Annotated in this window: 21 protein-coding genes; 5 read left to right on the top strand and 16 right to left on the bottom strand. The window is 49.4% G+C overall.

Annotation, left to right across the window (positions count from 1 at the left end):
* Positions 1 to 63: 63 nt before the first annotated feature.
* The 3 genes from DW720_RS12435 to DW720_RS12425 all read right to left on the bottom strand — a co-directional run bounded on the left by DW720_RS12435 (position 64) and on the right by DW720_RS12425 (position 4,100).
* The gene (locus DW720_RS12435; protein WP_022358823.1) at positions 64 to 951 is read right to left on the bottom strand and encodes a shikimate dehydrogenase; all 888 of its coding nucleotides are present in this window, start codon (positions 949 to 951) and stop codon (positions 64 to 66) included.
* Positions 952 to 1,049: 98 nt separating this feature from the next.
* On the bottom strand, positions 1,050 to 3,071 hold the full coding sequence (locus DW720_RS12430; RefSeq protein WP_118749710.1) for an FAD-dependent oxidoreductase: 2,022 nt from the start codon (positions 3,069 to 3,071) through the stop codon (positions 1,050 to 1,052).
* A gap of 72 nt (positions 3,072 to 3,143) precedes the next feature.
* A complete protein-coding gene (locus DW720_RS12425; protein ID WP_118293781.1) occupies positions 3,144 to 4,100 on the bottom strand; it encodes a LysR family transcriptional regulator in 957 nt (318 codons plus the stop codon).
* 458 nt (positions 4,101 to 4,558) lie between these two features.
* On the opposite strand from DW720_RS12425, the gene DW720_RS12420 reads away from it, so the two are divergent.
* The 5 genes from DW720_RS12420 (at position 4,559) to DW720_RS12395 (ending at position 9,993) form a co-directional block, all read left to right on the top strand.
* Positions 4,559 to 5,773 carry an MFS transporter gene (locus DW720_RS12420; protein WP_107001849.1) on the top strand — a complete coding sequence of 405 codons (1,215 nt, stop codon included), beginning with the start codon at positions 4,559 to 4,561 and terminating at the stop codon, positions 5,771 to 5,773.
* A gap of 31 nt (positions 5,774 to 5,804) precedes the next feature.
* On the top strand, positions 5,805 to 6,569 hold the full coding sequence (aroD, locus tag DW720_RS12415; RefSeq protein WP_333493394.1) for a type I 3-dehydroquinate dehydratase: 765 nt from the start codon (positions 5,805 to 5,807) through the stop codon (positions 6,567 to 6,569).
* Positions 6,570 to 6,904: 335 nt separating this feature from the next.
* Entirely contained in the window at positions 6,905 to 7,525 is a 621-nt protein-coding gene (locus tag DW720_RS12405; protein ID WP_118749708.1) for a TRAP transporter small permease, read from the top strand.
* A complete protein-coding gene (locus DW720_RS12400) occupies positions 7,525 to 8,814 on the top strand; it encodes a TRAP transporter large permease (protein WP_118749707.1) in 1,290 nt (429 codons plus the stop codon). The genes DW720_RS12405 and DW720_RS12400 overlap by 1 nt, the downstream gene beginning before the upstream one ends.
* A gap of 132 nt (positions 8,815 to 8,946) precedes the next feature.
* Positions 8,947 to 9,993 (top strand): TRAP transporter substrate-binding protein, encoded by a 1,047-nt coding sequence (locus DW720_RS12395; protein WP_118696203.1) that lies wholly within the window; start codon positions 8,947 to 8,949, stop codon positions 9,991 to 9,993.
* Between the two features lie 172 nt (positions 9,994 to 10,165).
* Here the strand turns inward: DW720_RS12395 and DW720_RS12390 are convergent, their stop codons facing one another.
* The 13 genes from DW720_RS12390 to DW720_RS12330 all read right to left on the bottom strand — a co-directional run bounded on the left by DW720_RS12390 (position 10,166) and on the right by DW720_RS12330 (position 22,611).
* On the bottom strand, positions 10,166 to 10,756 hold the full coding sequence (locus tag DW720_RS12390; RefSeq protein WP_118492815.1) for a 50S ribosomal protein L25: 591 nt from the start codon (positions 10,754 to 10,756) through the stop codon (positions 10,166 to 10,168).
* Between the two features lie 235 nt (positions 10,757 to 10,991).
* Positions 10,992 to 11,807, bottom strand: a complete 816-nt coding sequence (locus DW720_RS12385) for a histidinol-phosphatase (protein WP_118570137.1) — start codon at positions 11,805 to 11,807, stop codon at positions 10,992 to 10,994.
* A gap of 95 nt (positions 11,808 to 11,902) precedes the next feature.
* Positions 11,903 to 12,646: a YkgJ family cysteine cluster protein gene (locus DW720_RS12380; protein WP_118570138.1), complete on the bottom strand. Its 744-nt coding sequence runs from the start codon at positions 12,644 to 12,646 to the stop codon at positions 11,903 to 11,905.
* Positions 12,647 to 12,648: 2 nt separating this feature from the next.
* Complete coding sequence (locus tag DW720_RS12375; RefSeq protein ID WP_118492809.1) at positions 12,649 to 13,704, bottom strand: aminotransferase class I/II-fold pyridoxal phosphate-dependent enzyme; 1,056 nt, start codon at positions 13,702 to 13,704, stop codon at positions 12,649 to 12,651.
* Between the two features lie 75 nt (positions 13,705 to 13,779).
* On the bottom strand, positions 13,780 to 14,625 hold the full coding sequence (locus DW720_RS12370) for a CPBP family intramembrane glutamic endopeptidase (RefSeq protein WP_182427996.1): 846 nt from the start codon (positions 14,623 to 14,625) through the stop codon (positions 13,780 to 13,782).
* A 61-nt stretch (positions 14,626 to 14,686) separates the two neighbouring features.
* Entirely contained in the window at positions 14,687 to 15,325 is a 639-nt protein-coding gene (gene nth / locus DW720_RS12365; RefSeq protein WP_118492805.1) for an endonuclease III, read from the bottom strand.
* A gap of 156 nt (positions 15,326 to 15,481) precedes the next feature.
* On the bottom strand, positions 15,482 to 16,351 hold the full coding sequence (locus DW720_RS12360; protein ID WP_118492804.1) for an NYN domain-containing protein: 870 nt from the start codon (positions 16,349 to 16,351) through the stop codon (positions 15,482 to 15,484).
* Between the two features lie 492 nt (positions 16,352 to 16,843).
* Positions 16,844 to 17,437, bottom strand: coding sequence for a type IV toxin-antitoxin system AbiEi family antitoxin domain-containing protein (locus DW720_RS12355; protein WP_118469317.1), 594 nt, complete (start codon positions 17,435 to 17,437; stop codon positions 16,844 to 16,846).
* Positions 17,438 to 17,593: 156 nt separating this feature from the next.
* A complete protein-coding gene (locus DW720_RS16160; protein WP_255646893.1) occupies positions 17,594 to 17,728 on the bottom strand; it encodes a hypothetical protein in 135 nt (44 codons plus the stop codon).
* A 564-nt stretch (positions 17,729 to 18,292) separates the two neighbouring features.
* Positions 18,293 to 19,699, bottom strand: coding sequence for a 23S rRNA (uracil(1939)-C(5))-methyltransferase RlmD (gene rlmD, locus DW720_RS12345; protein ID WP_347474771.1), 1,407 nt, complete (start codon positions 19,697 to 19,699; stop codon positions 18,293 to 18,295).
* 24 nt (positions 19,700 to 19,723) lie between these two features.
* Positions 19,724 to 20,314: a TIGR01440 family protein gene (locus DW720_RS12340; protein ID WP_118749706.1), complete on the bottom strand. Its 591-nt coding sequence runs from the start codon at positions 20,312 to 20,314 to the stop codon at positions 19,724 to 19,726.
* 91 nt (positions 20,315 to 20,405) lie between these two features.
* A complete protein-coding gene (gene aroC, locus DW720_RS12335) occupies positions 20,406 to 21,509 on the bottom strand; it encodes a chorismate synthase (protein WP_118749705.1) in 1,104 nt (367 codons plus the stop codon).
* Between the two features lie 25 nt (positions 21,510 to 21,534).
* Entirely contained in the window at positions 21,535 to 22,611 is a 1,077-nt protein-coding gene (locus DW720_RS12330) for a lactonase family protein (protein ID WP_107001837.1), read from the bottom strand.
* Between the last annotated feature and the right edge of the window lie 124 nt (positions 22,612 to 22,735).

Genomic DNA, 22,735 nt, shown 5'->3' with positions numbered 1-22,735 from the left:
GCTAATGCGGAATAGCAGGTATAACTGTGGGGGATAGGTGTTGCTGTTCGAGCTATATTTTTATTAGATTCCCAGCTTCTCCTTCATGTAATCCACCGGTGTTGATTTTCCTGTATACAGTTCAATCGCGATCAGCGCCTGGAACAGCATCATGCTCATACCGTTGTATACACGGGTGCAGCCAGCTTCTTTGGCCTGCTTCATCATCACGGTCTCACGCGGTGCATATACCGTATCAGTTACGATCAGATCCTTGCGGAAATAGGACGGATCCGGGATATTGGACAGATCCTCCAGCGGGTGCATACCAACGCCGGTTGCATCACAGAAAATGTCTGCTTCGTGCATTTTCTCTTTTAAGAGTGCCAGATCGCCCAGGTCATGCATCTCGGCCTTGCAGTTAGAGTTCTTGTTGATGATGTCAACGATCTCCTCTCCGCGTGCATAGAACTTATCTTTAATATTGAAGATATGCAGCTCTGCAATGCCGTCCAGTGCGCCGCGTACTGCGATAGCGGTCGCTGCACCGCCGGTACCGATGAGAACCATCTTCATTCCCTTGAAATCAATGCCTTCTTCCTTGATTCCCTGCCAGTAACCCATACCGTCAGTGTTGTAACCCTTCAGGTATCCGGTTACATTGCCGTCTTTGTCACGGGTGTTGACTACAGTGTTGATCGCGCCGCACAGCTTTGCAGCCTCGTCTACCTCATCCAGATATTTGTGAACGACGGTCTTGTTCGGCATGGAGATGTTGGAACCCAGCATCTTCAGCGCACGGATACTCTCAACCGCTGCTTCCAGGGTATCGTTGTCTACCTCGAACGCAAGCTGGATAACATCGTCGCCATTCTTGTCATAGGCAAGGTTGTGGGTGGTCGGAGACTGTGTATGACGGATCGGGTAAGCCATTAATCCTACTAATTCGGTATGTCCTGTAATGTTTGGCATGATAATTTCCTCTTTTCTTCTCTATTTTTATAATCAAATAAAACGATATCATTCGTTCAGCGAACAGTCAGAATCTTTCAAATGCAATATTCAATTTCTTACTCCAACGGTGCCAGCTCTAAAAATCCTCTCGCTTCCAGCACGTTCAGAATCGCACGTCCTTCCATCGTTCCCTCCATGATACGGCGGGCGCGGACGGAATCTCCGATCGGGTAAATGAATGTATCTGTGTTGTCAAATGCCTCTTCAAGCTGTGCCAGAATCGGATTGTTGGCGCGCATTCCCAGACAGTTGAAACCGAGGTCAAAGTTCAGATCCTCGATCGTGCCATCCGGCAGCTTCACGGTAAATGCGTTTTCTTTGACTTCCTGCAGCGCAGTATTCACATACTCTTTCACACCATATTTGTCGTGTGTCTCACGCATGGAACATTTTGTGATCGGATCTGCCAGCATACCAATCTGCGGGAGCATATCCACGATGGTACACTTCGCGCCGCGCGGTGCGAAATACTCCACAACATCCAGGCCAACGGAGCCGCCGCCGACTACAACCACTTTTTTGCCCTTGCAGAAATCATCCGGGTATTCTCCGGCTTTTACTTTCTGAATCATCTCGAAAATGGTATCGACATGACCGGCTGCGATGTTTTCCTTGAGTCCCTTGATCGGCGGAACGACTGGAACGGAACCGGTTGCGTTGACAATGATATCCGGCTTGAACTGTTTGATCTTGTCCACGGTTGCCTCGCAGTTCAGAAATACATACAGATTTTTCAGTCTCTTCGCACGTGCTTCCAGATATTTCGGGAAGTCTTTCATACGGTTCTTGCTTGGCAGGTCGGAAATGAAGGTGGAAAGTCCGCCTAATTTACCACTCTTTTCTAATAAGAATACGTTGCATCCAACCTCGGCTGCCGTGCAGGCTGCTTCCAGACCGGCTGTACCGCCGCCGACTACAACTACGTTGCAGTTTTTATTGACTTTCAGCTTCTTGTAGATATCGCCCTCCGGAACAGCCGGGTTGACGGTACAGCGGATCGGACGGTTGACGCCGATTCGGTTTCCCGCACAGCCGACGTTACAGGAGATACATTTACGGAGAATCTCCTCCTCGCCGTTCTGCACCTTGCTGACCCAGTTCGGCTCTGCAATGAGTCCGCGTCCCATGCCGACAATATCGACATCGCCGCTCTCCAATACTTTCTCAACGACCTCCGGATCGCGGTAGTTGCCCGCATTGATAACCGGTTTACCAAATTTATCCTTCACGGCTCTTGCCATGTAGGAACGCCAGCCATCCGGCAGAAAGTTCGAGTCAATCTGATGCTGTAAGGACGGGTTCAGACCGCAGGATACATCGTACATATCTACGTACTCATCCAGATATTCGAGGTATTCCAGTGTGTCTTCCAGCGTGTTGCCGCCCGGCACGCGCTCTTCCGCAGAGATACGGACGATGATCGGGAACCACGGACCTACATTTTTCCGCACCTCTTCCAGAACCATCTTCGGGAAACGGAGACGATTCTCGACGGAGCCGCCGAATTCATCGGTTCTTTTGTTGTAATACGGGGAAATAAACTGACTCATCAGATAAGAATGACCGCAGTGGATCTCAATCGCATCAAATCCGATCGCCTGTACACGTTTCGCCGCCTCACCGTATTTTTTTACGGTCGTCAGGATCTCTTCCTTTGTCATCGGACGCGGAATCTCGCCGCCTGCCTTGGTCGGGATATTGGAGGAAGACACCGTCTCCATACCGGTTCTGGCAGAGGATGCCGAAGCGCCCGCATGGTTGACCTGAATCGCTACCATCGCGCCATTCTTGTGAAGATTCTCGACTAACTGATAGTAACGCGGCATAAAGCTGTCGTGATCGATGCGGATCTGGCTTGTGCCATTGGAACCAACCGGATATTCAATATTGGCATTCTCCAGAATAATCAGACCAGTTCCTCCCTTGGCACGCAGGGAATAATAATTCATATGGCGGTTGCTCATCTCACCGCTCGTCTCGCCATAGTTAGTACCCATCGGCGTCATGGCAACACGGTTTTTGATTGTCATGCGCTTAATGGTAATCGGTTCAAAAATTTTCGGGTATTTGCTCTTCATGATGAAATTCTCCTTCTCCATTGCATGAGAGGCATCCCTGTGTTTGTGACACTTTTATCATAACCGTTTTGCTTAAAAATTAACAATATCTTTCAGGTAAATTTTCAATACGTTTTTGCTATCGGTTTCCCGTTCCGCCTGCAGACCGTCCTGACGCGCCTGCTGTTTCATATATTCAATAAAGCGTTCCACCGCCGGTAGCCGGTAGCGTTCTTTCATCCAGAACATAAAAATCTGGTGATAAATGTCCAAATTTTCAATCGGGTGAATGCAGACTCCCGGAGAAAACTCCAGAATGTCCGTGCGCGGCATCAGTGCGATGCCAAAACTCTCCCGCACCAGCGCGACGATCGAATATTCGTCCGGGCACTCCACGACAATGTCCGGCTGGATGTTGTATTTCGCATAGAGCGCGCGGGTGCGCGTCCCCATCCAGGAGTCCTTATCATATCCAATTACCGGATACCGGTTCAGCTCCGCAAATGGAATTCTCTCCCGTTCCGCCAGCGGATGATCCTTCGGTGTGATGATAACAAGCTTCTGGTTCGCCACCGGGAAAAATTCCATATCATCCTTTTCCAGACAGCCGCCAAAGCCTACATCTAATTCACCCGTTTTTACCTTTTTTGCAATCGCCGGTGTGTGATTCTGCCAGAAATTAAACACAACCTTTTGATTTTCCGGCTGTTCTAAAAAGAGCTTGACCCGGTGCGGGATATAGTGGCCGGCCAGCGGAAACACGTAACCGATGTCGATCTTTCCCCCATCCATCGAAATCTCCCGCATTTTCCCGACCGCGATGTGGCAGTCTGTGAGAATCCGGTCCGCGTACTCCAAAAACATCCTCCCCGCCTTCGTCAGAGTCACCCCGCGTCCTTCTTTTTCAAAGAGCGTCACGCCCAGCTCATTTTCCAGTGATGCCATCGACCGGCTCAGGGATGGCTGTGATATATATAATTCTTCCGCCGCCTGATGATAATTTTCCAGATTCGCTATCTTCTGAAAATATAAAATCTGATTCAATGTCATTCCTAACGTCCCCCGTCTTTATGTATCTTCGTATTAACTCTTCGCAATATCAGCCGTAAATGCATCACACCAAACTTCCATAATCGTTACTGTTCACGCATACGTGCCCAGTAACGGAATTTGCCGTGGCTTCGCATTTAAATACGGCAAATTCCTGCTGCCACCACGTTTTCTTACGGCACTTTCGGTTCTAAAAGTGCCTACCCGTGAGCAGTAACCCATAATCATATTTATAACACATTAATACTTAAAATGCATTGGTTTTTTGCTATAAAAGTATTAGACTTCGGCTATAATAATTGTTAGAATAACGGCATCAAACGTGTTATTTTTCTAACACTAAAACAGAACTTTTTATATCGGCATCTCCTTTGTGTTTGTGACAGAACATCAGCCATCATCCGCCCGGTTTCCGAAACGGCAGCCCGACAGGCGGATCTTGAATTAAGGAGAAAATCATGAACAAGAAATATCTGCCAAGTGCACTTATCATGTACTTAAACTACTTTATCCATGGCGTCGGCTGTTCGATTCTCGGACAGGCAGTCATCAAGGAAGCGCTTGCCGCAGCCTGGGGCGTTGAGGCAATGGCGATCACCGCGATTTCCGCTGCTTTAGGACTCGGACGTCTGATTGCGCTTCCATTTGCCGGACCACTTTCCGACAAACTGGGACGCCGCATCTCAACCGCGATCGGCAGCGCCTCCTACGCGGTTTACCTGATTGGACTTGCTTTCGCTTTCAGCGCCGGACAAAACGGCGGCTATCAAATTGCTTATGTATGTGCAATCATCGGAGGTATCTCCAACTCGTTCCTTGATACCGGTATCTATCCGGCGGTTGCCGAGATTATCAGCAGCGCTCCGGGTGTCGCTACCATGGGAATCAAATTTTTCATTGCGATCGCGCAGATGCTTCTGCCGTTCGTACTCGGTGTTGCTGTGACAACCACCGCCACCGGCATGGTATCTTACAATCCGTTATTTATCGGATGCGGTATTATTTACGCTGTTTTATTTGTACTTATTTTCCTGTTCCCGCTGCCAGATTCTGAGCAGAAGGCAGAGGGCAAATCCGAGGGACTCATCGCCAGCTTAAAACACACAAATTTTTCGTTTGAGTCCATCGCCATGATCGTGATTGGTTTCACCTGCACCGGTACCTTCCAGTTATGGTTAAACTGCGCGCAGAACTTCGCAAAAGAAAATGCAGGCTGGGCGAACCCGTCCATCATGCAAACCTACTATTCCGCAGGTACCCTGATGGCGCTCGTTGTCACCTCCCTGCTGACCCGTAAAATCAAGGATGTACGTTTCATCCTCGTTTACCCGGTTATCTGCCTCGTTACTTTGGTTGCCGTACTCATCGGTCACAGCCAGACCCTTATGATTGCAGGCGCTTTCATCATCGGCTGGGCAGGCGCGGGCGGTCTGTTACAGATTGTAACCTCCGTCTGCAACATGCTGTTCCCGAAGATCAAGGGAACCGTAACCGCACTGGTTATGATTGCTTCTTCCTTATGTAATTACACAATTTTGACTGCCGCTTCCAAAATGGCACCATCCCATGTTATGATAATGAATATCGTACTGACTGCCATCGGCGTTCTCTTAGGACTCTTTGTCAATGCCCGCTACGCGAAAATGGTGTCTCTGGCAGAAAGCGACGAATAAATATTTATTGATAAAATGAAAGGATTCTCTGATTATGAATACTATCAAAGTTAGAAATATCGAAATCGGCTCCGGCACACCGAAGATCATCGTTCCGATCGTAGGCGTTACCAAACAGGAAATCATCGACGAGGCCAAAACGTTTGATTCTATTCCAGTTGATATGGTAGAATGGCGTGTAGACTGGTTCGAAGGTGTCTTTGATTTTGAGAAGGTAGAAGTCGTCTTAAAGGAACTGCGTGCCGTTCTCGGCGAGACTCCGATTCTGATGACCTTCCGTACCTCCAAAGAGGGCGGCGAGAAATCCATCGAGCCGGAAGATTACGCAAAGCTGAACATCAAGGCAGCTCAGACCGGCTATGTTGATTTCATTGACGTAGAGATCTTTACCGGCGACGCGATTGTAACCAAGATCATCGACGGCGCACATGCGGCTGGCGTGAAAGTCATCGCTTCCAACCATGACTTCCACAAGACGCCGGAGAAATCCGACATCATCTACCGCCTGCGTAAGATGCAGGATATGAATGCAGATATCCCGAAGATCGCAGTTATGCCGCAGAACAAGAAAGATGTTTTAACACTTCTCTCTGCCACCGAGGAAATGACTTCCCTCTATGCGGACCGTCCAATCATTACCATGTCGATGGCTGGCACCGGCGTTATCAGCCGTCTCTGCGGCGAGGTGTTCGGTTCTTCCATGACCTTCGGCGCTGCCAAGAAAGCATCCGCACCGGGTCAGATGGGCGTAAAGGATCTCGAGACTGTACTTGGACTGCTTCACAATGCGATGTAATATCTGGCTTATCCAGTTATTCGGTTACTGTTCACGCTAACGTGCCCAGTAACTGAATTTGCCGTGGCTTCGCATTTAAATACGGCAAATTCCAGCTGCCACCACGCTATCTTACGGCACTTTCGGTTCCAAAAGTGCCTATATTATACTTTTAGCCACCTATTTTTTTACTCCCGGAAATCCCTGTGCCTGCGGGTACGGAGGGATTCTCCGCGAGGCACTCAAGACCTGCTACCTCCATCGCAGGTCTATTATTGTTATCAAGCGGCACATCCGGTTTCAAACGTGCCTGCATAAACAGCAACCTATTATCCGTATTTACAAGGGGATTATTCATGAAAAAAACACTTAACTGGCTGGATGAAAACCTGGAAGAATTTCTGCTGGTTGTCATGCTGGCTGCGATGACACTCATTATGGGAATCCAGATATTTTCCCGCTACGCGCTGGGACAGTCGCTGTCCTGGTCCGAGGAGGTTACCCGTTTTCTCTTTATCTGGAGCGGTTTTTTAAGCGTCAGTTATTGCAGCAAAAAATGCCTTTCTATCAAGATCGAACAGTTCGTCGCCGCCTTCCCGCGCAGAGGAAAGGCTCTTTTTAAGGTTATCAATCATACCTTTGAGCTGATTTTTTTCCTCTATATGATCCCATTTGCATACTCTTACATGATGTCCGCTGTGAACAGCGGACAGTTATCCCCCGCCTGCGGGATTCCGATGTACTATATTCAGGCAGCGCCGTTTGTTTCCTTTCTTCTGGTAACATTCCGCATTCTGCAGCGCTGGATCATCGAATTTAAGATTGCCCGCGGCGAAGATGTCTACGATCCGGCCCACCCAGAGCGTAATACACCGGAATCCTTTATCCATGCAAATGCAGATATACCGGAAACGGAATCCAATGAAATCGAATCGCTCATCGAGGCAAACACACCATCCGGAAAGGAGGAACACTGATGCCTGCTGCTCTCTTATTTGTTATCTTTGTTGTGCTGCTTGTCATCGCAATCCCGGTATCGATCACCCTCGGTATCGCCTCGGTTCTCCCTTCCGTTTTTGACCCGTCCTTCACGGTCGGCGCCAAGTATCTGATCCGCGCCATGTTCGGCGGACTGGATTCTTTCCCCCTGCTCGCCGTGCCGATGTTCGTCTTATCCGGCATCATCATGGCAAAGGGCGGTATTTCCAAGAAGCTGTTCGACGTATTCGCCTTCTTTCTTGGCAATTTTACCGCCGGTATGCCGTGCGCGGTCATCGTGACCTGCCTCTTCTACGGTGCTATCTCCGGCTCTGCCCCGGCAACCGTCGCAGCTGTCGGAAGCATGACGATCCCGATTTTAAGCGCCCTCGGCTATGACCGGACTTTCTCTACCGCGATCGTGGCAGTCGCAGGCGGTCTGGGCGTTATCATTCCGCCGAGTATCCCGTTTATCATGTACGGCATGGCGTCCGGTGCCTCTGTCAGCAGCCTGTTCTTAGCCGGCGTCATTCCGGGTCTGATGATTGGTCTGCTCCTGATGCTGTATGCCATCTATCACTGCCGACGTTACGGTGAAGATAGAGAAAAAATCCACGCTGAAATCCATCTGCTGCACGAAAAAGGACTGTTCCGGGTGCTGCGCGAAAGCTTTTTCGCTCTCTTAAGCCCGGTCATCATCCTTGGCTGTATCTACAGCGGCATCGCCTCCCCCACGGAAGCAGCAGTTATCTCCGTTTTCTATGCCTTGTTTGTCAGCCTGTTCCTCTACCGGACCATGAACTTTCGGGATATCCCGCCGATTTTTGTGGAAGCGATCCGCACATTCACACCGATCCTCTTTATTCTGGCAGCTTCCACGGCATTTTCCAGAGTTCTGACCCTGATGCAGGTGCCGCAGGCGGTCAGCAGCTTTATCCTGGAACATTTCAACAGCCCGGTCATGATCCTGCTTGTCATCAACCTGTTCCTGCTTATCGTGGGAATGGTCATGGATACAACCCCGGCGATCCTGATTCTGACCCCGATCCTGCTCCCGATCGTGACAGCGATCAACATGGAGCCGGTCCAGTTCGGTGTGATCATGGTTGTCAATCTGGCAATCGGCTTCGTAACCCCGCCGATCGGCGTCAACCTCTTTGTCGCCAGCTCCCTGACCGACGTCCCGATCATGGCGATCGCAAAAAAAGCGATGCCGATGATTGGATTGTTCCTGGTGGCGCTGCTGCTGATTACGTTTATACCGGCTTTGTCGCTGGGATTGTTATAATGCTGAATGGACGCTTGGAAATGTTGAAGTTCTGAAAGATTTCATATAACGACTTGCTTCACGCTTTCAGGCTGTGAATGGAATATTTCACATATGAAATGGATGTTTTTAAATTTGAAAGGATCTCCCATTATGATTTATATTTCAAACCTAGTGTCCCGCCGATGCCGGACTTCTTCCCGATTCGCTGCGGCGCTCATTTCTTCCTCGGTTCTTTTATTCGGTGCCTCGCTCGCGCTGAGCGGCTGCGCCTCCAGCAAGGAAGAACAGCGCTATTCCTGGCCACTGGCGACCGCCAGTCCGGAGGACACGGTAACGCAGCTGTTTGCCGAAAAATTTGCGGAGGAAGTACATGACTTAAGCAACGGCGCAATGCGGATTCAGGTTTACGCCAACTCCACACTCGGCGGTGACCGCGACCTGCTCGAAACGTGCGCGGACGGAGATATCCCATTTGTCGTGCAAAACACCGCCCCTCAGGTTTCTTTCATGAAGGATCTCGCCGTTTTTGACCTTCCATGCGTCTTTGATTCGCTGGATGACTGCCGCAAAAAGCTGGATGATCCGGATTTTTACAATCTCATCAGCCAGGTGTACACCGACGGCGGTTACCACCTGCTCGGCATGGCAGATCAAGGATTCCGCATCATGAGCACAAATAAACCAGTTTACTCCCTGGCAGATTTCAAAGGGCAGAAAATCCGTACCATGGAAAACAGCTATCATCTCGCATTCTGGAAAGCAATCGGCGCCAATCCGACGCCAATGACCTTCAGCGAGGTGTATATCGGTCTCCAGCAGCACACGATCGACGCGCAGGAGAACCCGTATGAGGTCATCGTCTCCAACCGTCTCTACGAACAGCAGGATTATGTGGTCGAGACGAACCACCTGCCGCATCTGATCTCCTTGATTGTCAATGACGATTTCTTCCAGAACCTGACTCCAGAAGAACAGGAAATCATGACGCAGGCAGCCAAAACCGCGACCGAGTATGCCAGAGAACAGTCCGACGCGCGCATCTTTGACCGTATCGCTACGATCGAAGCGAGCGGCACCGCGATTTTAACTCTCTCGGATGAAACGCGCGATGCCATCCGGGAGGTGGCTGGAAGCGTATATGAGAATATCCGCGAGAATATTGATCCGGAAATTTATGACGCATATATGGAGCCATAACCTCATCCTCTTTTACCGTCTGCAAAAAAAGTTCATACAAAATTCAAAAGCGGATATACCGACCATCTGGTCAGTACATCCGCCTTTTCTCATGTTTCAATCATTCCGCGAAACTTTTTATCTGCCTTGCGGACAGCATCCCGTTTCGCTTCATCCTGGCACTGCGCTTCAATTATTTAGCTTCTTCTGCGTCAGCCTCTTCATCGGTCTCCGGTACATTGTTGTGAACCGCTGTGACGGTAGCAACTACTGCCTCCAGATCGGTCAGAATATCAACGTCTTTATCTTTTGCGATCGAAAGGTCTTTGACACGAATTGTATCACCAATCTCCATCTCACCAACATCAACTTTGACTTTCTCAACCAGTGCAGCCGGTAATGCGCGGTACGATACTTCTTTCAGTACCTCCTGCAGAACGCCAGTTTCTACCTTGTCGTGGTTCTCAAAGATAATCTCAGCAACGGAATGAACCTTCTCATTGCTTACCAGCGCCTGGAAATCTATCTCTACAACCTGATTTGCCATTGCATCATAGTCAACTTCCTTGATCAGGACATCGTAGACTTCACCTTCTACATCCAGCATAATCTGTCCGCCCTTGGTCTCGGTCTTCAGCAGACGATCCACGTCTTTCTTTTCCATCTTAACAGGAATGGAGCCCTGAATCTTCTTGCCAAATACGTTGCCTGTTACATAGCCTTCTCTTCTGAGTCTCTTTGCCTTAACATCCATGCTTCTTTTTTCAGCTTTTAAAGTAGTCATTTGTCTTTTCCTCCAAAAATCTGATCTGCGCCTTCCGCACACCCTGTGTGGAAAACACATTGTGCTTAGCAGCCCTCAGCCATGGGGTTTTGTTAAGTATCTATCTCCTTGTTACGGCTCATATTATAGCAGGGTTCTCTGAAAACGATTCACTAAAAATAAAAATATTTCGGCTTTATTTTCAGCATTTTTAAGGTTGAAATTTAGAATTTGTATATTTTTCTTTCTGTCTTTTTTATACAAGAAGTATCTCCCTAAATCCGCCCCCCGGGTTCAGGGCACACACACTTTTAAATCCACACGCCACCGCCAGCTCCTGCGCCTGCTTAAACCCATATCCGATCGTGTCGGCACTGTGGCTGTCGGAGTTGATGAGGATACGTCCGCCGCAAGCACACAGCTCTTTTAACAGGGCTGCGGACGGGTACGGCGCACTCCGGTAGCCGCGGGACATGGCGCCTGTGTTGATCTCAAACGGAATCCCCAGAGCCGCCAGTTTGTGCATCGCCGTGATCGCCGGTTCCAGATAGGCGTCTTTCGTCTCATCAAAATGTTTATATCCCTCATTAAATTTTGTCAACAGGTCAAAATGTCCGATGAAATCGCATTTTGTCCGGTCATAAATCTGAGCCTCTGCCTCGAAATACTCCCGTGCAAACGCGTACCAGTCACCATGCCACAGCGTCTCGACTGCTTTTACCAGTTTCTCTTCCGTATCATCCACACAAACATACCCGCCATCCTTGATGAGCGCATGGGTCGAGCCGATCGCGTACTCTGCTTTCTGCACCGGTCCCAGTCCATCCAGCTCGATCCCGATATAGAGATTCATCTTTCCCCGGTATTCCTCCCGGAGTTCTTGAAGTTCTTCGGTATACTGGCGAAGCTTCTCGTCGTCCATCCCGAATCCCGGCTCAAACATCGAAAAATCAGCATGTCCTGAAACGCCCAAATCGGTCATTCCCATCCGGTATGCCGCCTCCACCATCTCCCGCGGCGTACTCTTTCCGTCGCAGAACGTGGTGTGGGTGTGAAAATCCGTATGAAGCATCGGTAATCTCCTTTCTTATTTCACTCTGTCAAAACGGTTCAGCCTCTTCACAGCTGCGGGCAAACATCCTTGCGGATTTGTCTTCAACAAAGGATTTATCGCAAACTCCGCTCCGCCATCTGCATCCGCTTTTCAAACTGCTCGTAAAAGTCCTTCTCTCCATCATACGGAAGCAGATAGAACAGTTTCATAATCAACAGATTGCGCCGTTTTTCGCGCTCGGCTGCCGCAGCGGCACGGTTTTTCTTCTGTATCTCCTGTTCCTCCGGCGTTCCGATGCATGATTCTGCCAAAAGGTTCTGCGCCGCCTCCGTTTCCGCCATTCTTATATCTTTTAAGAAATAATGCCACCGGCTGATATACGCCTCATACCGCTTTAAATCTGGCGTATCGATCCATTTTTTCACTTTGACTTTCGTCCGGTTTTCCTTTTTACACTCATGAATCTGGAGAAAATACTGGAAACTTCCATTTTCATAAAAGCGCCCCAGTGGAAACAGGCGGCAGATGCCCGGCCGGTATGCATGGATCCGGCAGCGCCCTGCTTCATCAAGAAACCCACAGGCTTCATCCGCCCCGCTCCGGAGCGCCAGATTCGGCAGAATCTGTCCGTCCACGACGTTCCACTCCACCTTTTTCTCCTCCAGCAGATGTTCCAGCGTGTCCCCGCGCAAGGTGGTCAGACGGTACACATCATATGGATCCAGCACGATCGAATTACCCATTCCGTGGCAGCACGCCGAACAGCCCCGGCAATCATCGCATCCGACTTTTACCATATCGTCCCGGCTGTACAGCTTTCCATCTGAAATCTCCGCCATCGTTACATTACGTTCCATCTCTACTTCTCTCTTTCTGCCTCAATCCGATCTAAAATCTCCCACAAATGTTCCAGATCCGCCTCTCTGGTCGCCCAGCTCGTCGCAAAACGGACAACGGTGTGATCCTCGTCATACCGCTCCCAGAAGCTCACGGAAACCTCTTTTTCAATCTGCTCCATCCGATCATTTTCCAAGATCACAAACTGCTGGTTGGTCGGGGACTCACGGAAAAACGTATAACCGCGCTGTTTTAACCCTTTCTTTAAAGCTGCCGCCATCTCTACCGCATGGCGTCCCAGGCGCTCGTACAGCCCGTCTGTAAACAGCACATCAAACTGGATTCCCAGCAGGCGTCCCTTTGCCAGCAGCGCGCCCTGCTGCTTGATCCGGGTAATAAAATGCGCCGGAACATTCTTCTTCTCACCAAATACAACTGCCTCTCCGCAGAATGCGCCAACCTTCGTGCCGCCGATATAAAATACATCACACAGATGCGCGATCTCCGAAAGACTCAGGTCATTTTCCTCTCCCGCCAGACCATATCCAAGACGCGCCCCGTCCAGATAGAGCGGGATTTCATACGAACGGCAGATCTCCGAGATCGCCTGCAGCTCCTTCCGGCTGTATAAGGTTCCGTATTCCGTCGGATGGGAAAGATACACCATTCCCGGAAATACCATATGATCATGGTTTGCGTCCGCCTCGAAATTTTGCAGATATTCCTGCAGATCCGCCGGATCAATCTTCCCATCTTTTTCCGGAAGCTGCAACACCTTATGCCCGGTGTACTCGATCGCCCCGGCTTCATGAATACTCACGTGCCCTGTCTGCGCTGCCACTACGCCCTCATACGGTGCAAGCATGCTACTGATCACGGCCGCATTCGTCTGGGTACCGCCCACCAGAAAATAAACCTCCGCCTCCGGGCATCCGGTCGCCTCCTGTATTTTTCTGGCGGCACTCTGGCAGTAGCGGTCCATGCCATATCCCGGCAGACTCTCCCGGTTCGTCTCCGCCAGCTTCTGAAGTATCTCCTCGCAGGCGCCCTCTGTATAATCGCTTGCAAATGAAAGCATCGTAGTATCTCCTCCTGTTCTTTCTTCGAGCAAACACAATCCTGCGTTCTCGAAATTGTTTGTATTTTTATGTCCTCACCAGTGCCAGAGAAGCCCCCGCATCAGCATCGCCGTCAAATTTGCTGCACTGTGAAATAACACAGGTTCCCACAGACGGTTCTTTTTTTCATACAACCACGCCAGTATAAGTCCCATGAGCGCCGCATAAATCCCCTGCGCCCAGTTTCCATGCACCAACCCGAAAAATGCCGCCGACCCAAGTGCCGCCCAGAAAAATGGGAGCGCCATACGCAGGCGCTCAAATATAATGCCGCGAAACAGCAGTTCTTCGGAAAGTGGGGCGGCAATGCCCATGAGAAAGAACTGCTGCCACAGGGCGCCGGAAAATAAAGCGGCGGTGCCCTCCGACGCACCTTTTCCCAGAGCTGCCGCAAGCATATCCCCCTGAGGCATTTTCAAACACAGAGACACCGCTTCAGCTGCCTGCCCAGTCATCCGAACCTTTTGCACTGCAATATGCAGCACTCCCAGGAAAATCTCCTTTTTTTCTAATGCCCAGAAAATCATGTTAAACACAGCACTGAACGCAGCTGCCCCCAGCAGGATTTTCCACACATCCGACACTTTTTCCCAGAAATATCCACATTTCTCTTCCTTTGTCGTCTTTATCTGTGGAGAGACCTGCTCTTTCATCCCGTCTGCCTCTGCTATGCGCCTGTTTTCTTTCTTTTTCTGGATCCTCCGCCAGTAAAATGGATAAATCACGGCAAATGTAAGAAACGACGACACGGTTCTTCCCACATTTCCCTCCAGATGTCCCAGCACCTCCACACATCCGCCGATTAAATCGCTGATGACGCACGGAAAAAACATCTGCCAGACGATACGCCAATCCGCTGTCTCCTGCCGTTCTTCGTCCATTTTTCTGCCTCCTGTCATCCTTTTCCTATCTGCATCTGTTTCCATGACTTTTTCAGACTTTCTACTCCACGTCTGCCTTCGCGCAGATATCCTGCAGACAGCACTTGTCACAGTACGGCTTCGTCCGCGCCGTACAGACTTCACGCCCGTGATACACCAGGCGGTGGCAGAAATCGCTGCCTTCCTCCGGTGGAATCAGCTTCCAGAGTGCCATTTCCACGCGCTTCGGGTCCTTGATTCCTTCCACCAGCCCTATCCGGTTTACCAGGCGGATGCAGTGCGTATCCGTGACAATCGCCGGTTTTCCAAACACATCCCCCATAATGAGGTTGGCGCTCTTTCTGCCGACTCCCGGAAGCTTTAACAGAGCGTTAAAATCATCCGGCACATGCCCGCCGTACTCGTCGCGCAGCATCTTCATACAGGCGCTGATGTCCCGCGCCTTGCTGTGTCCCAGACCGCACGGCTTCACAATCGCCTCGATGTCTTCCACCGGGGCATCCGCCAATGCCGCCACATTTGGATATTTCTCAAACAATCCCTTAACTACCACATTGACACGCGCATCGGTACACTGCGCCGCCAGACGGACACTGACCAGCAGCTTCCACGCCTGATTGTAGTCCAGCGTACAACCCGCATCCGGATATTCTTTTTTCAGGCGGTCAATTACCTCTAATGCAAGCTCTTCCTTTGTCATATTCCTGTCTCTCCTATCTGCTATCCTTCACTTTTCAATTTACAGTCTGTCTTTGTAACAGCTGACACAACACTACAACCACTGCTGCATTCTTCCAGCCTCATACGAATCACCGCCGCTTCTGCAACTTTTTATTCTCATACGAACCGTATATGCTTACTCTTCTTCCGCGTCCGCATCCTTCTTCCGTTTTCCGCCGCGCCGTACCTTGGAAAGTACCGGCTTTTCTTCTTTCTGCTTCACGCGCACATAGATGATCGACAGAATCTTATTGTGCGGATTGCGCGCTGACCGAACCTCAACGGAATCAAACCGCTCGATAAACTGCTTTAACTTCGTGCATTTATAATTTCGCGGGTCAAATCCCGGCACACGCTTTGGAAGATTGTCTCCCAGCTCCGATAAATCCACCCAGCCATCGTCGTCCGCATGCGTGTTGATGATTGAGATGATCTCTTTCTCCATCTCCTGCATGTTCGGAATATTGCTGACTGCATTCGGATCGCTTTCTTTCTCTGCTTCTTTTCTGGAACCATCCACATCACTCTCCTTGCGCGTCTGCGGCAGGGACGGATTCTGCGACGGATTTTCATCGTTTAATAAAATATCCAGGAATTTAAATGTCTCACACGCCGAAACAAATGCATTCGGCGTCTTGCGCTCTCCCATGCCGATCACCGTCATGCCTGACTCACGCAGGCGCAGCACCAGCTTCGTAAAATCACTGTCCGAGGTGACGATACAGAAGCCATCCACATTGCCCGAATATAAAATATCCATCGCATCGATGATCAGCGCCGAATCGGAGGCATTTTTCCCCTGCGTATAATTGTACTGGAAAACCGGCGTGATCGCATAGTCGCGCAGGTTCTTCATCCACGCCCGCACGCTCGGCGTCTGAAAATCGCCGTAAAGGCGCTTGTATGTCGCACTTCCATAATTGCTGACCTCATCTAAAATCAGCTTGATATACTTGCCGGACACATTTTCCGCATCGATCAGTACGGCTATTTTTTTGTCATCCATCTCCTGTTTCCTTTCTCAAATACCGCTCAAAATATTCTCTGCCGCTTTCATCAGGGCGCACTTTCCTTTGAAATAAAAAGGCATCGGAACTTTCGCACGGTCGCATGATCGTGACTCTGAAAGCCTCCGGTGCCGGAATTTCTCATTTTCACACCGCCGAAACGGTCGTGATCGACAGCCGATACAGCTTATCTATAAGTGTATCACGTTCATGAGAAATCAGCAAATATTCTTTTTATTGTATTATGGTTTCACTGCATATCCGTCGTTCTCTTACATCACTGTCAAAATCAACAACAGGGTAGAACTCTCACGAATCCTACTCCAAAATTACTAACATAAAGCCAGCTACGGCTTAAACCATAGCTTAATGTCAAAGAGGAAAAAACAAACTCTTGAATATTAAAATTCTTCAACAAAAATCCTCTAAGACAATAGATATTTCACTATCTCTTAGAGGATATTTCTTCAAAACTTGTTCCGCTGTATGAATCATATCATTACCTCCACATACATCATCACTTCATCCCTTACTCCAAGTTTAACCGCATACTCAATCAATCTTGAAAGATTCTTTTCCTTCGAGGACATATATTCCTTGATTGCTGTCTGATATAACTGAATTTCATATTTCTTTCGATCTTTAATCAAATCACAAATACATCTTTCCTTGTCATACACTTTAACCAAATTACCGCTGCTTGACGGGATTTCACAGGTCCCCATATCAAGAATCTCTGGGTTTGCGTAACGAACTTTTTTGTTTTTCTTTTTGATATGTGTTGCATTATATCCGGTAGGAACAGTGAAACAAATATGACTGTATTCTCTGTCGATAAGACCATGCAAATAAAGGGCGGTCTCGCCCGAATAAATAATATTCTTATTTCGTTGCTGGAGTACAAACAACTCATCTGGCCACACATTATCTAAAATATAAATGCCATGTGCCACTTTTTCCATATCATGCTCTCTGACGTATTTTGAGACAGATGGCTTTGATACACCTGATTCAACGGCCTTCGATGTAATCAAATATCCATTGTCTTTTTCAATTAGCGATTCCAAAATATCTGATATTGACATAGTTGTCCTCCTTATCCTTGATATTTGCTTTTGTGCTTAAATTATATTATATTTAAGCGTAAAAGTAAATTCAATCCTTATATGCTTGCAGAAGTAAAAGATAACGCAGCCGAATAATTTCACAAAAAAGCGACAGTCTGATTTACATTTTGTATTTCAGGAAACTGCCGCTTCTTTTTCTTCCTTATTCTGTTTTTCTTCCTCCAACTCTCGGAGGACTTCATCGCCGTACTTATCAATCATCCGTACCAGAAAATCAATGCACCGTTCAAATTCAATATTCTGTTGCATAAGCTCCTCCCGTCATTGTTTTGATCTGAGCTTATTTTACAGAACCTACCGGAAAACCACATTGAATAGAAATTGATTGTAAATTGACACAATCACTTTAAAAATATCCGCATTTTCTTTAATCAAATATATGTTCGTGTTATGATAGATATACTCAATCTTAACTAGCTATGACGGAAAAACCAGCCTTCCAAAACTTAGAAAAGATCACTTGCTATAGAATTGTAATTTGCTTCTTCTTTGACCCCTTATAAACACAAAAGCTGAACAAACAGGATTTTTCGTCCTACTTGGCAGATTATAGTTCTCTCCTACTTCGATTCCACATTTCCTTTTGATTTGAGAAATATATAAATTTGAAACCTTCAAGCCAAATTCTTTCAGCACATAATCTTTGATTTCCTGATAGGTCGCTTTCGGCTCTGCACTGGTTGCATCCAGCTCGTTCAGGTCTAAATCGATCTCTATCGTGTCATCTGGTTTTTGCGCGAGCAACGAGGCAAGCCGAGATGCTTGCATCTCGATTTGCCGACTGCCGCGTTCATCGAGACAAGTACTCTTGTCTCAATGTTGGGACAAAAGAGCTACCGTCTCCACATGCCCGCTCATCCCGAACATATCACAGCATCTCACGCGCTCCACCGCGTATCCTCTTTCATTCAGATACTTCACATCGCGCGCCAATGTGGCGGAATCGCAGCTGACATAGACTACCCGCTTTGGCTGCATCCGGACGATCGTGTCGAGGCAGACGCTGTCACAGCCTTTGCGCGGCGGATCGACGACGATGACATCGGCATAGACCTGATTTTTTTCATACTCCCTTGGAAGTACCTCTTCAGCTTTTCCGACGAAAAACTCGACATTTTCCATGCCATTTAATGCCGCGTTCCGGCGGGCATCCTCGATCGCCGGAGGGACGATCTCTACACCGTACACTTTCTTCGCTTTCTGCGCCAGAAACAGGGAAATGGTTCCGATTCCGCAGTACAGATCCCATACAGTCTCCCCACCGGTCAGCCCCGCGTATTCCAGCGCCGTTCCATAGAGTTTTTCCGTCTGCACCGGATTGACCTGATAGAAAGAAAGCGGCGAAATCTGGTACGATACATTTCCGATTTTATCTGTGATATAGCCTGGTCCGTATAAGTTTACAAGCTCCGCACCAAGAATCACGTTTGTTTTTTCCTGATTGATGTTGTAGGAAATACTGGTCATGCCAGGGACTTCTTTTAAGCGTTCCACAAAAATATCCGCATGCGGCAGCTTCTTTCCATTGATGACGAGACAGACCATCAGCTCGCCGTTTGAAAATCCCTTCCGAATCAATGCATGGCGAATCAGACCCTTGTGCGTCTCCTCGTCATATGGCGCAATCTGGTATTCTTCCATGATTTTCTTGATAATATCCAGAATTACCGCATTTTCTTCGACACCCAGCAGGCAGTCTTCCGCTTCCACAATATGGTGGGTGCGTCCCGCGTAAAATCCGGCAATGATTCTTCCATCCTTATCGCGTCCAAACGGAAACTGTGCCTTGTTGCGGTAGCGCCACGGGTGCTCCATCCCCAGGATCGGCTCCATCACGATGGTTTTATCCACAATCACACTATCCGCCCGCTCCGGCAGCCGCAGGTTCTCCATCCCGCCGATCCGGCGCAGGTTATTGTAGACCTTGCGCTCCTTAAAATGAAGCTGCGCCTCATAACTCATCATCTGAAGCTGGCAGCCGCCGCACTGTCTTGCGACCGGGCATTCCGGCATCACGCGGTCTTTGGATGCTTCCAGCACCTCCATCAGACGGGCAAAGCCGTAATTTTTCTTCATTTTCATCGCCCGCGCCCGGATCCGATCCCCGATCACGGCATCTTTTACAAACCAGATATAGCCGTCCTGCTTTCCGATCCCGGCTCCGTCCTCGCTCATATCTTCGATTGTCAGTTCAAATTCATCATTTTTCCTGATTTCCACGTTTTTTTTTACTCCTCATTTTCTTTATTTCGCATCCAGATAATGCGCCCGCTCTCCGCCAATATATTTCAGCCTCGTTCTCGCACACGTCACATGGGCGCCGCCGATCGCACGGATCGAGGTCCGCACCGGAACTGCAACCGGGCGCAGGTGCATACCGATGAAAGTGTCTCCGATATCGATGCCCGCGTGTGCCTGAATCCGCTCTACGGCTGTCGGATGTTCAAATCCCGCATAGGCTGCCGTTGCAAAGGAACCGCCTGCTTTTAGCTGCGGCACGACGTTTACCATCTCCAGACCATATTTTTCCGCCGCTTCTTCTTCCACAATCAGCGCCCGGTTCAGATGTTCACAGCACTGTGCCGCCAGATAAAGCCCCTGCGACTTGGTGACTGCATACAGCTCCTCAAACACCGATTTTCCGATCTCGGCGCTGGAATAGGAACCGATCTTATGCGATGCAATCTCGCTGGACGAGCATCCGACCACCAAAATCTGTCCCGGCTTCATGTTTGCCGCACTGAGAAGTTCCTCTGCGGCAATCCGTACCTCCTGGCGCAGCTCCTCTAACTGTCCTGCTGTCTCTATTTCTTTTGAAATTCCTGTTGCACTCATCCTGCTGCCTCCTGATTTAATGCCAGAAAAAGCCGCGGACCAAACAGGCTGAGCCCGCCGCAGCTTTTCCAAAATTTTTATTTACATTCCCTTACTTCCGGTAAAACTCCTGAATCCGATCCAGCCTCGCCGTCATGCCGCCCAGCAGCATATCCGCCGCCGCAAATGCCGCCATCGTCTCAACCACGACAACCGCTCTCGGCACAATGATCGGATCATGGCGTCCCTTGATGCTGATGCCGATCTCCTCGCCGCTCTTATTGACGGTTCTCTGCTCTGCGGCAATCGACGGGGTCGGTTTAAATGCCGCACGGAACACAACTTCGCTTCCATCCGTCATACCGCCTAAAATGCCACCTGCATGGTTCGTCGCCTTGCCGATGCTTCCATCCGAATCCATGACAAATGCGTCGTTGTTCTCGCTTCCTGCCATCTGCGCCGCATGGAAACCCTCTCCGATCTCGAAGCCTTTAACAGCACCGATCGAGCAGATTGCCTTTGCCAGGTTCGCATTAAATTTATCAAAAACCGGTTCACCAAGCCCTGCCGGAAGACCGGCAATCACGCATTCCACGATACCGCCAGCAGAATCTTTCTCCGCCATCTTCCTTTCCAGATACTGCTCTGCCTCTGCGGCTGCGGCAGCATCCGGCATATACAGCTTATTCTTTTCACATTCCGCCAGATCAAACCGATCCGGCGCCACTTCCACCGGTCCGATCGCTTTCGTGTATGCTTTTACCTGAATGTTCAAGGATTCCAGCAACTTTGCCGCGATAGCGCCTGCTGCCACGCGTCCGATCGTCTCGCGTCCCGAAGAACGTCCGCCGCCCCGGTAATCCCGGAAACCGTATTTTTCATCGAAGGTATAATCCGCATGTCCGGGACGGTAATAACTGGCGATCTCACTGTAATCCTTCGAATGCTGATCCTGGTTCCGCACCAGCATCGAGATCGGCGTGCCCGTCGTCCGCCCTTCAAAAACGCCTGACAGGATCTCCACCGTATCGCTCTCGCTGCGCTTCGTCGTAAAACGGCTCTGCCCCGGTTTGCGGCGGTCCAGATAACGCTGAACGTCTTCCTCATAAAGCGCAAGCCCCGCCGGACAGCCATCTACGACCACGCCCACGCCTGCGCCGTGGGATTCGCCCCACGTTGTCATTGTCAGTATTTTTCCGTATGTTGATCCTGCCATTCTCGCTATTAACTCCTTCTGCCATTTAGTCTGCTTTCTTTCCTCTCGTAGGTACCTTTGTAATCACACAGCAGTTTGGCTCATTCACCGAAATACTGCGACCGCTCATCACCAGCAGTTTCTCCTTATATTCCACCTGGAAGAAAGAAATGCTGTTACTACCGTGGTTGATCGACGCCAGATGGTTTCCATCCGGGAAAATCGCGATATCTTTCGGGTAATCTCCACTGATCGGAAGACAGCAGAGCAGCTTCAAAAGCCCCGTCTGTGCATCGCGCTCGTAGACACTGACTGAATTATCGCCCGCATTGCTGCAGAACAGATGTGTCTCGTCCTCGGACATCCGGATCGTGCACGCTGCAGTCAGCTGGCTGGTGCGCTCCGGTGCGGTCGATGGGATCGTCTGGATCTTCTCGATCTTCGGCACACGATCGCCCGTTTCATACGTGTATACATCAATCACATTTTTGATTTCATACATCAAATACAAGAATTTTCCATCCTTGCTGAACATGAAATGTCTCGGACCAGATTCCAAATCACAGCGGATCGCGTCCACCAATGAAAGGGTTCCCTTCTCGCCATCAAACCTGTAAATCTTGACCTGGTCAATTCCCAGATCGGCTACCAGCAGGAATCTGCCATCCGGTGTGCGCTCCGCACAGCTCACATGCGGACGGAACGTGCGCTCTGCCACGCTTCCAAGTCCCTTGTGGTAAACGCCGTCGGTCACTTCCCCGATAGAACCGTCCGGTTTCAGGCGGACCACCGTCTCCTTGCCGTCATGATAGCCGGATACGAAGATAAACTTGTCCTCCGCATCGGTCGCAATATGACAGCCGCGCATCGCCTTGATATTTGCGCTGTTCACACGGCTGAGTGCGCCATTTTCCAGAATCCGGAACGCCACAACGCCCTCGTCCGCGATGGAATAGAGCATCCGCCCGTCATGTGAAACAGTTAAATAGGAAGAGTTGTCCACCTCCACCTCGCACCGGTAGATAAACTTTCCCTTTTTTACATCCACATCATACACGGTAATTCCCTTTGCCTGACCGTTGTATGAGTAAGAACCCACATACGCCATATACTTATCCTGCATGAAATGTTCCTCCTTTGAGCCCCCAGAACCGTTATAACGGTTTCTATCAAATTATCTGCCCCTATTTTATCATCATACCGCCATTTTTGCACCCTTTTTTCACACAATTTGAGAACCCCCGGAT

This window comes from Clostridium sp. AM27-28 (genome assembly GCF_003480955.1).
GTDB lineage: Bacteria > Bacillota > Clostridia > Lachnospirales > Lachnospiraceae > Otoolea > Otoolea fessa.
This window is presented reverse-complemented; position numbering and strand designations above follow the sequence as displayed.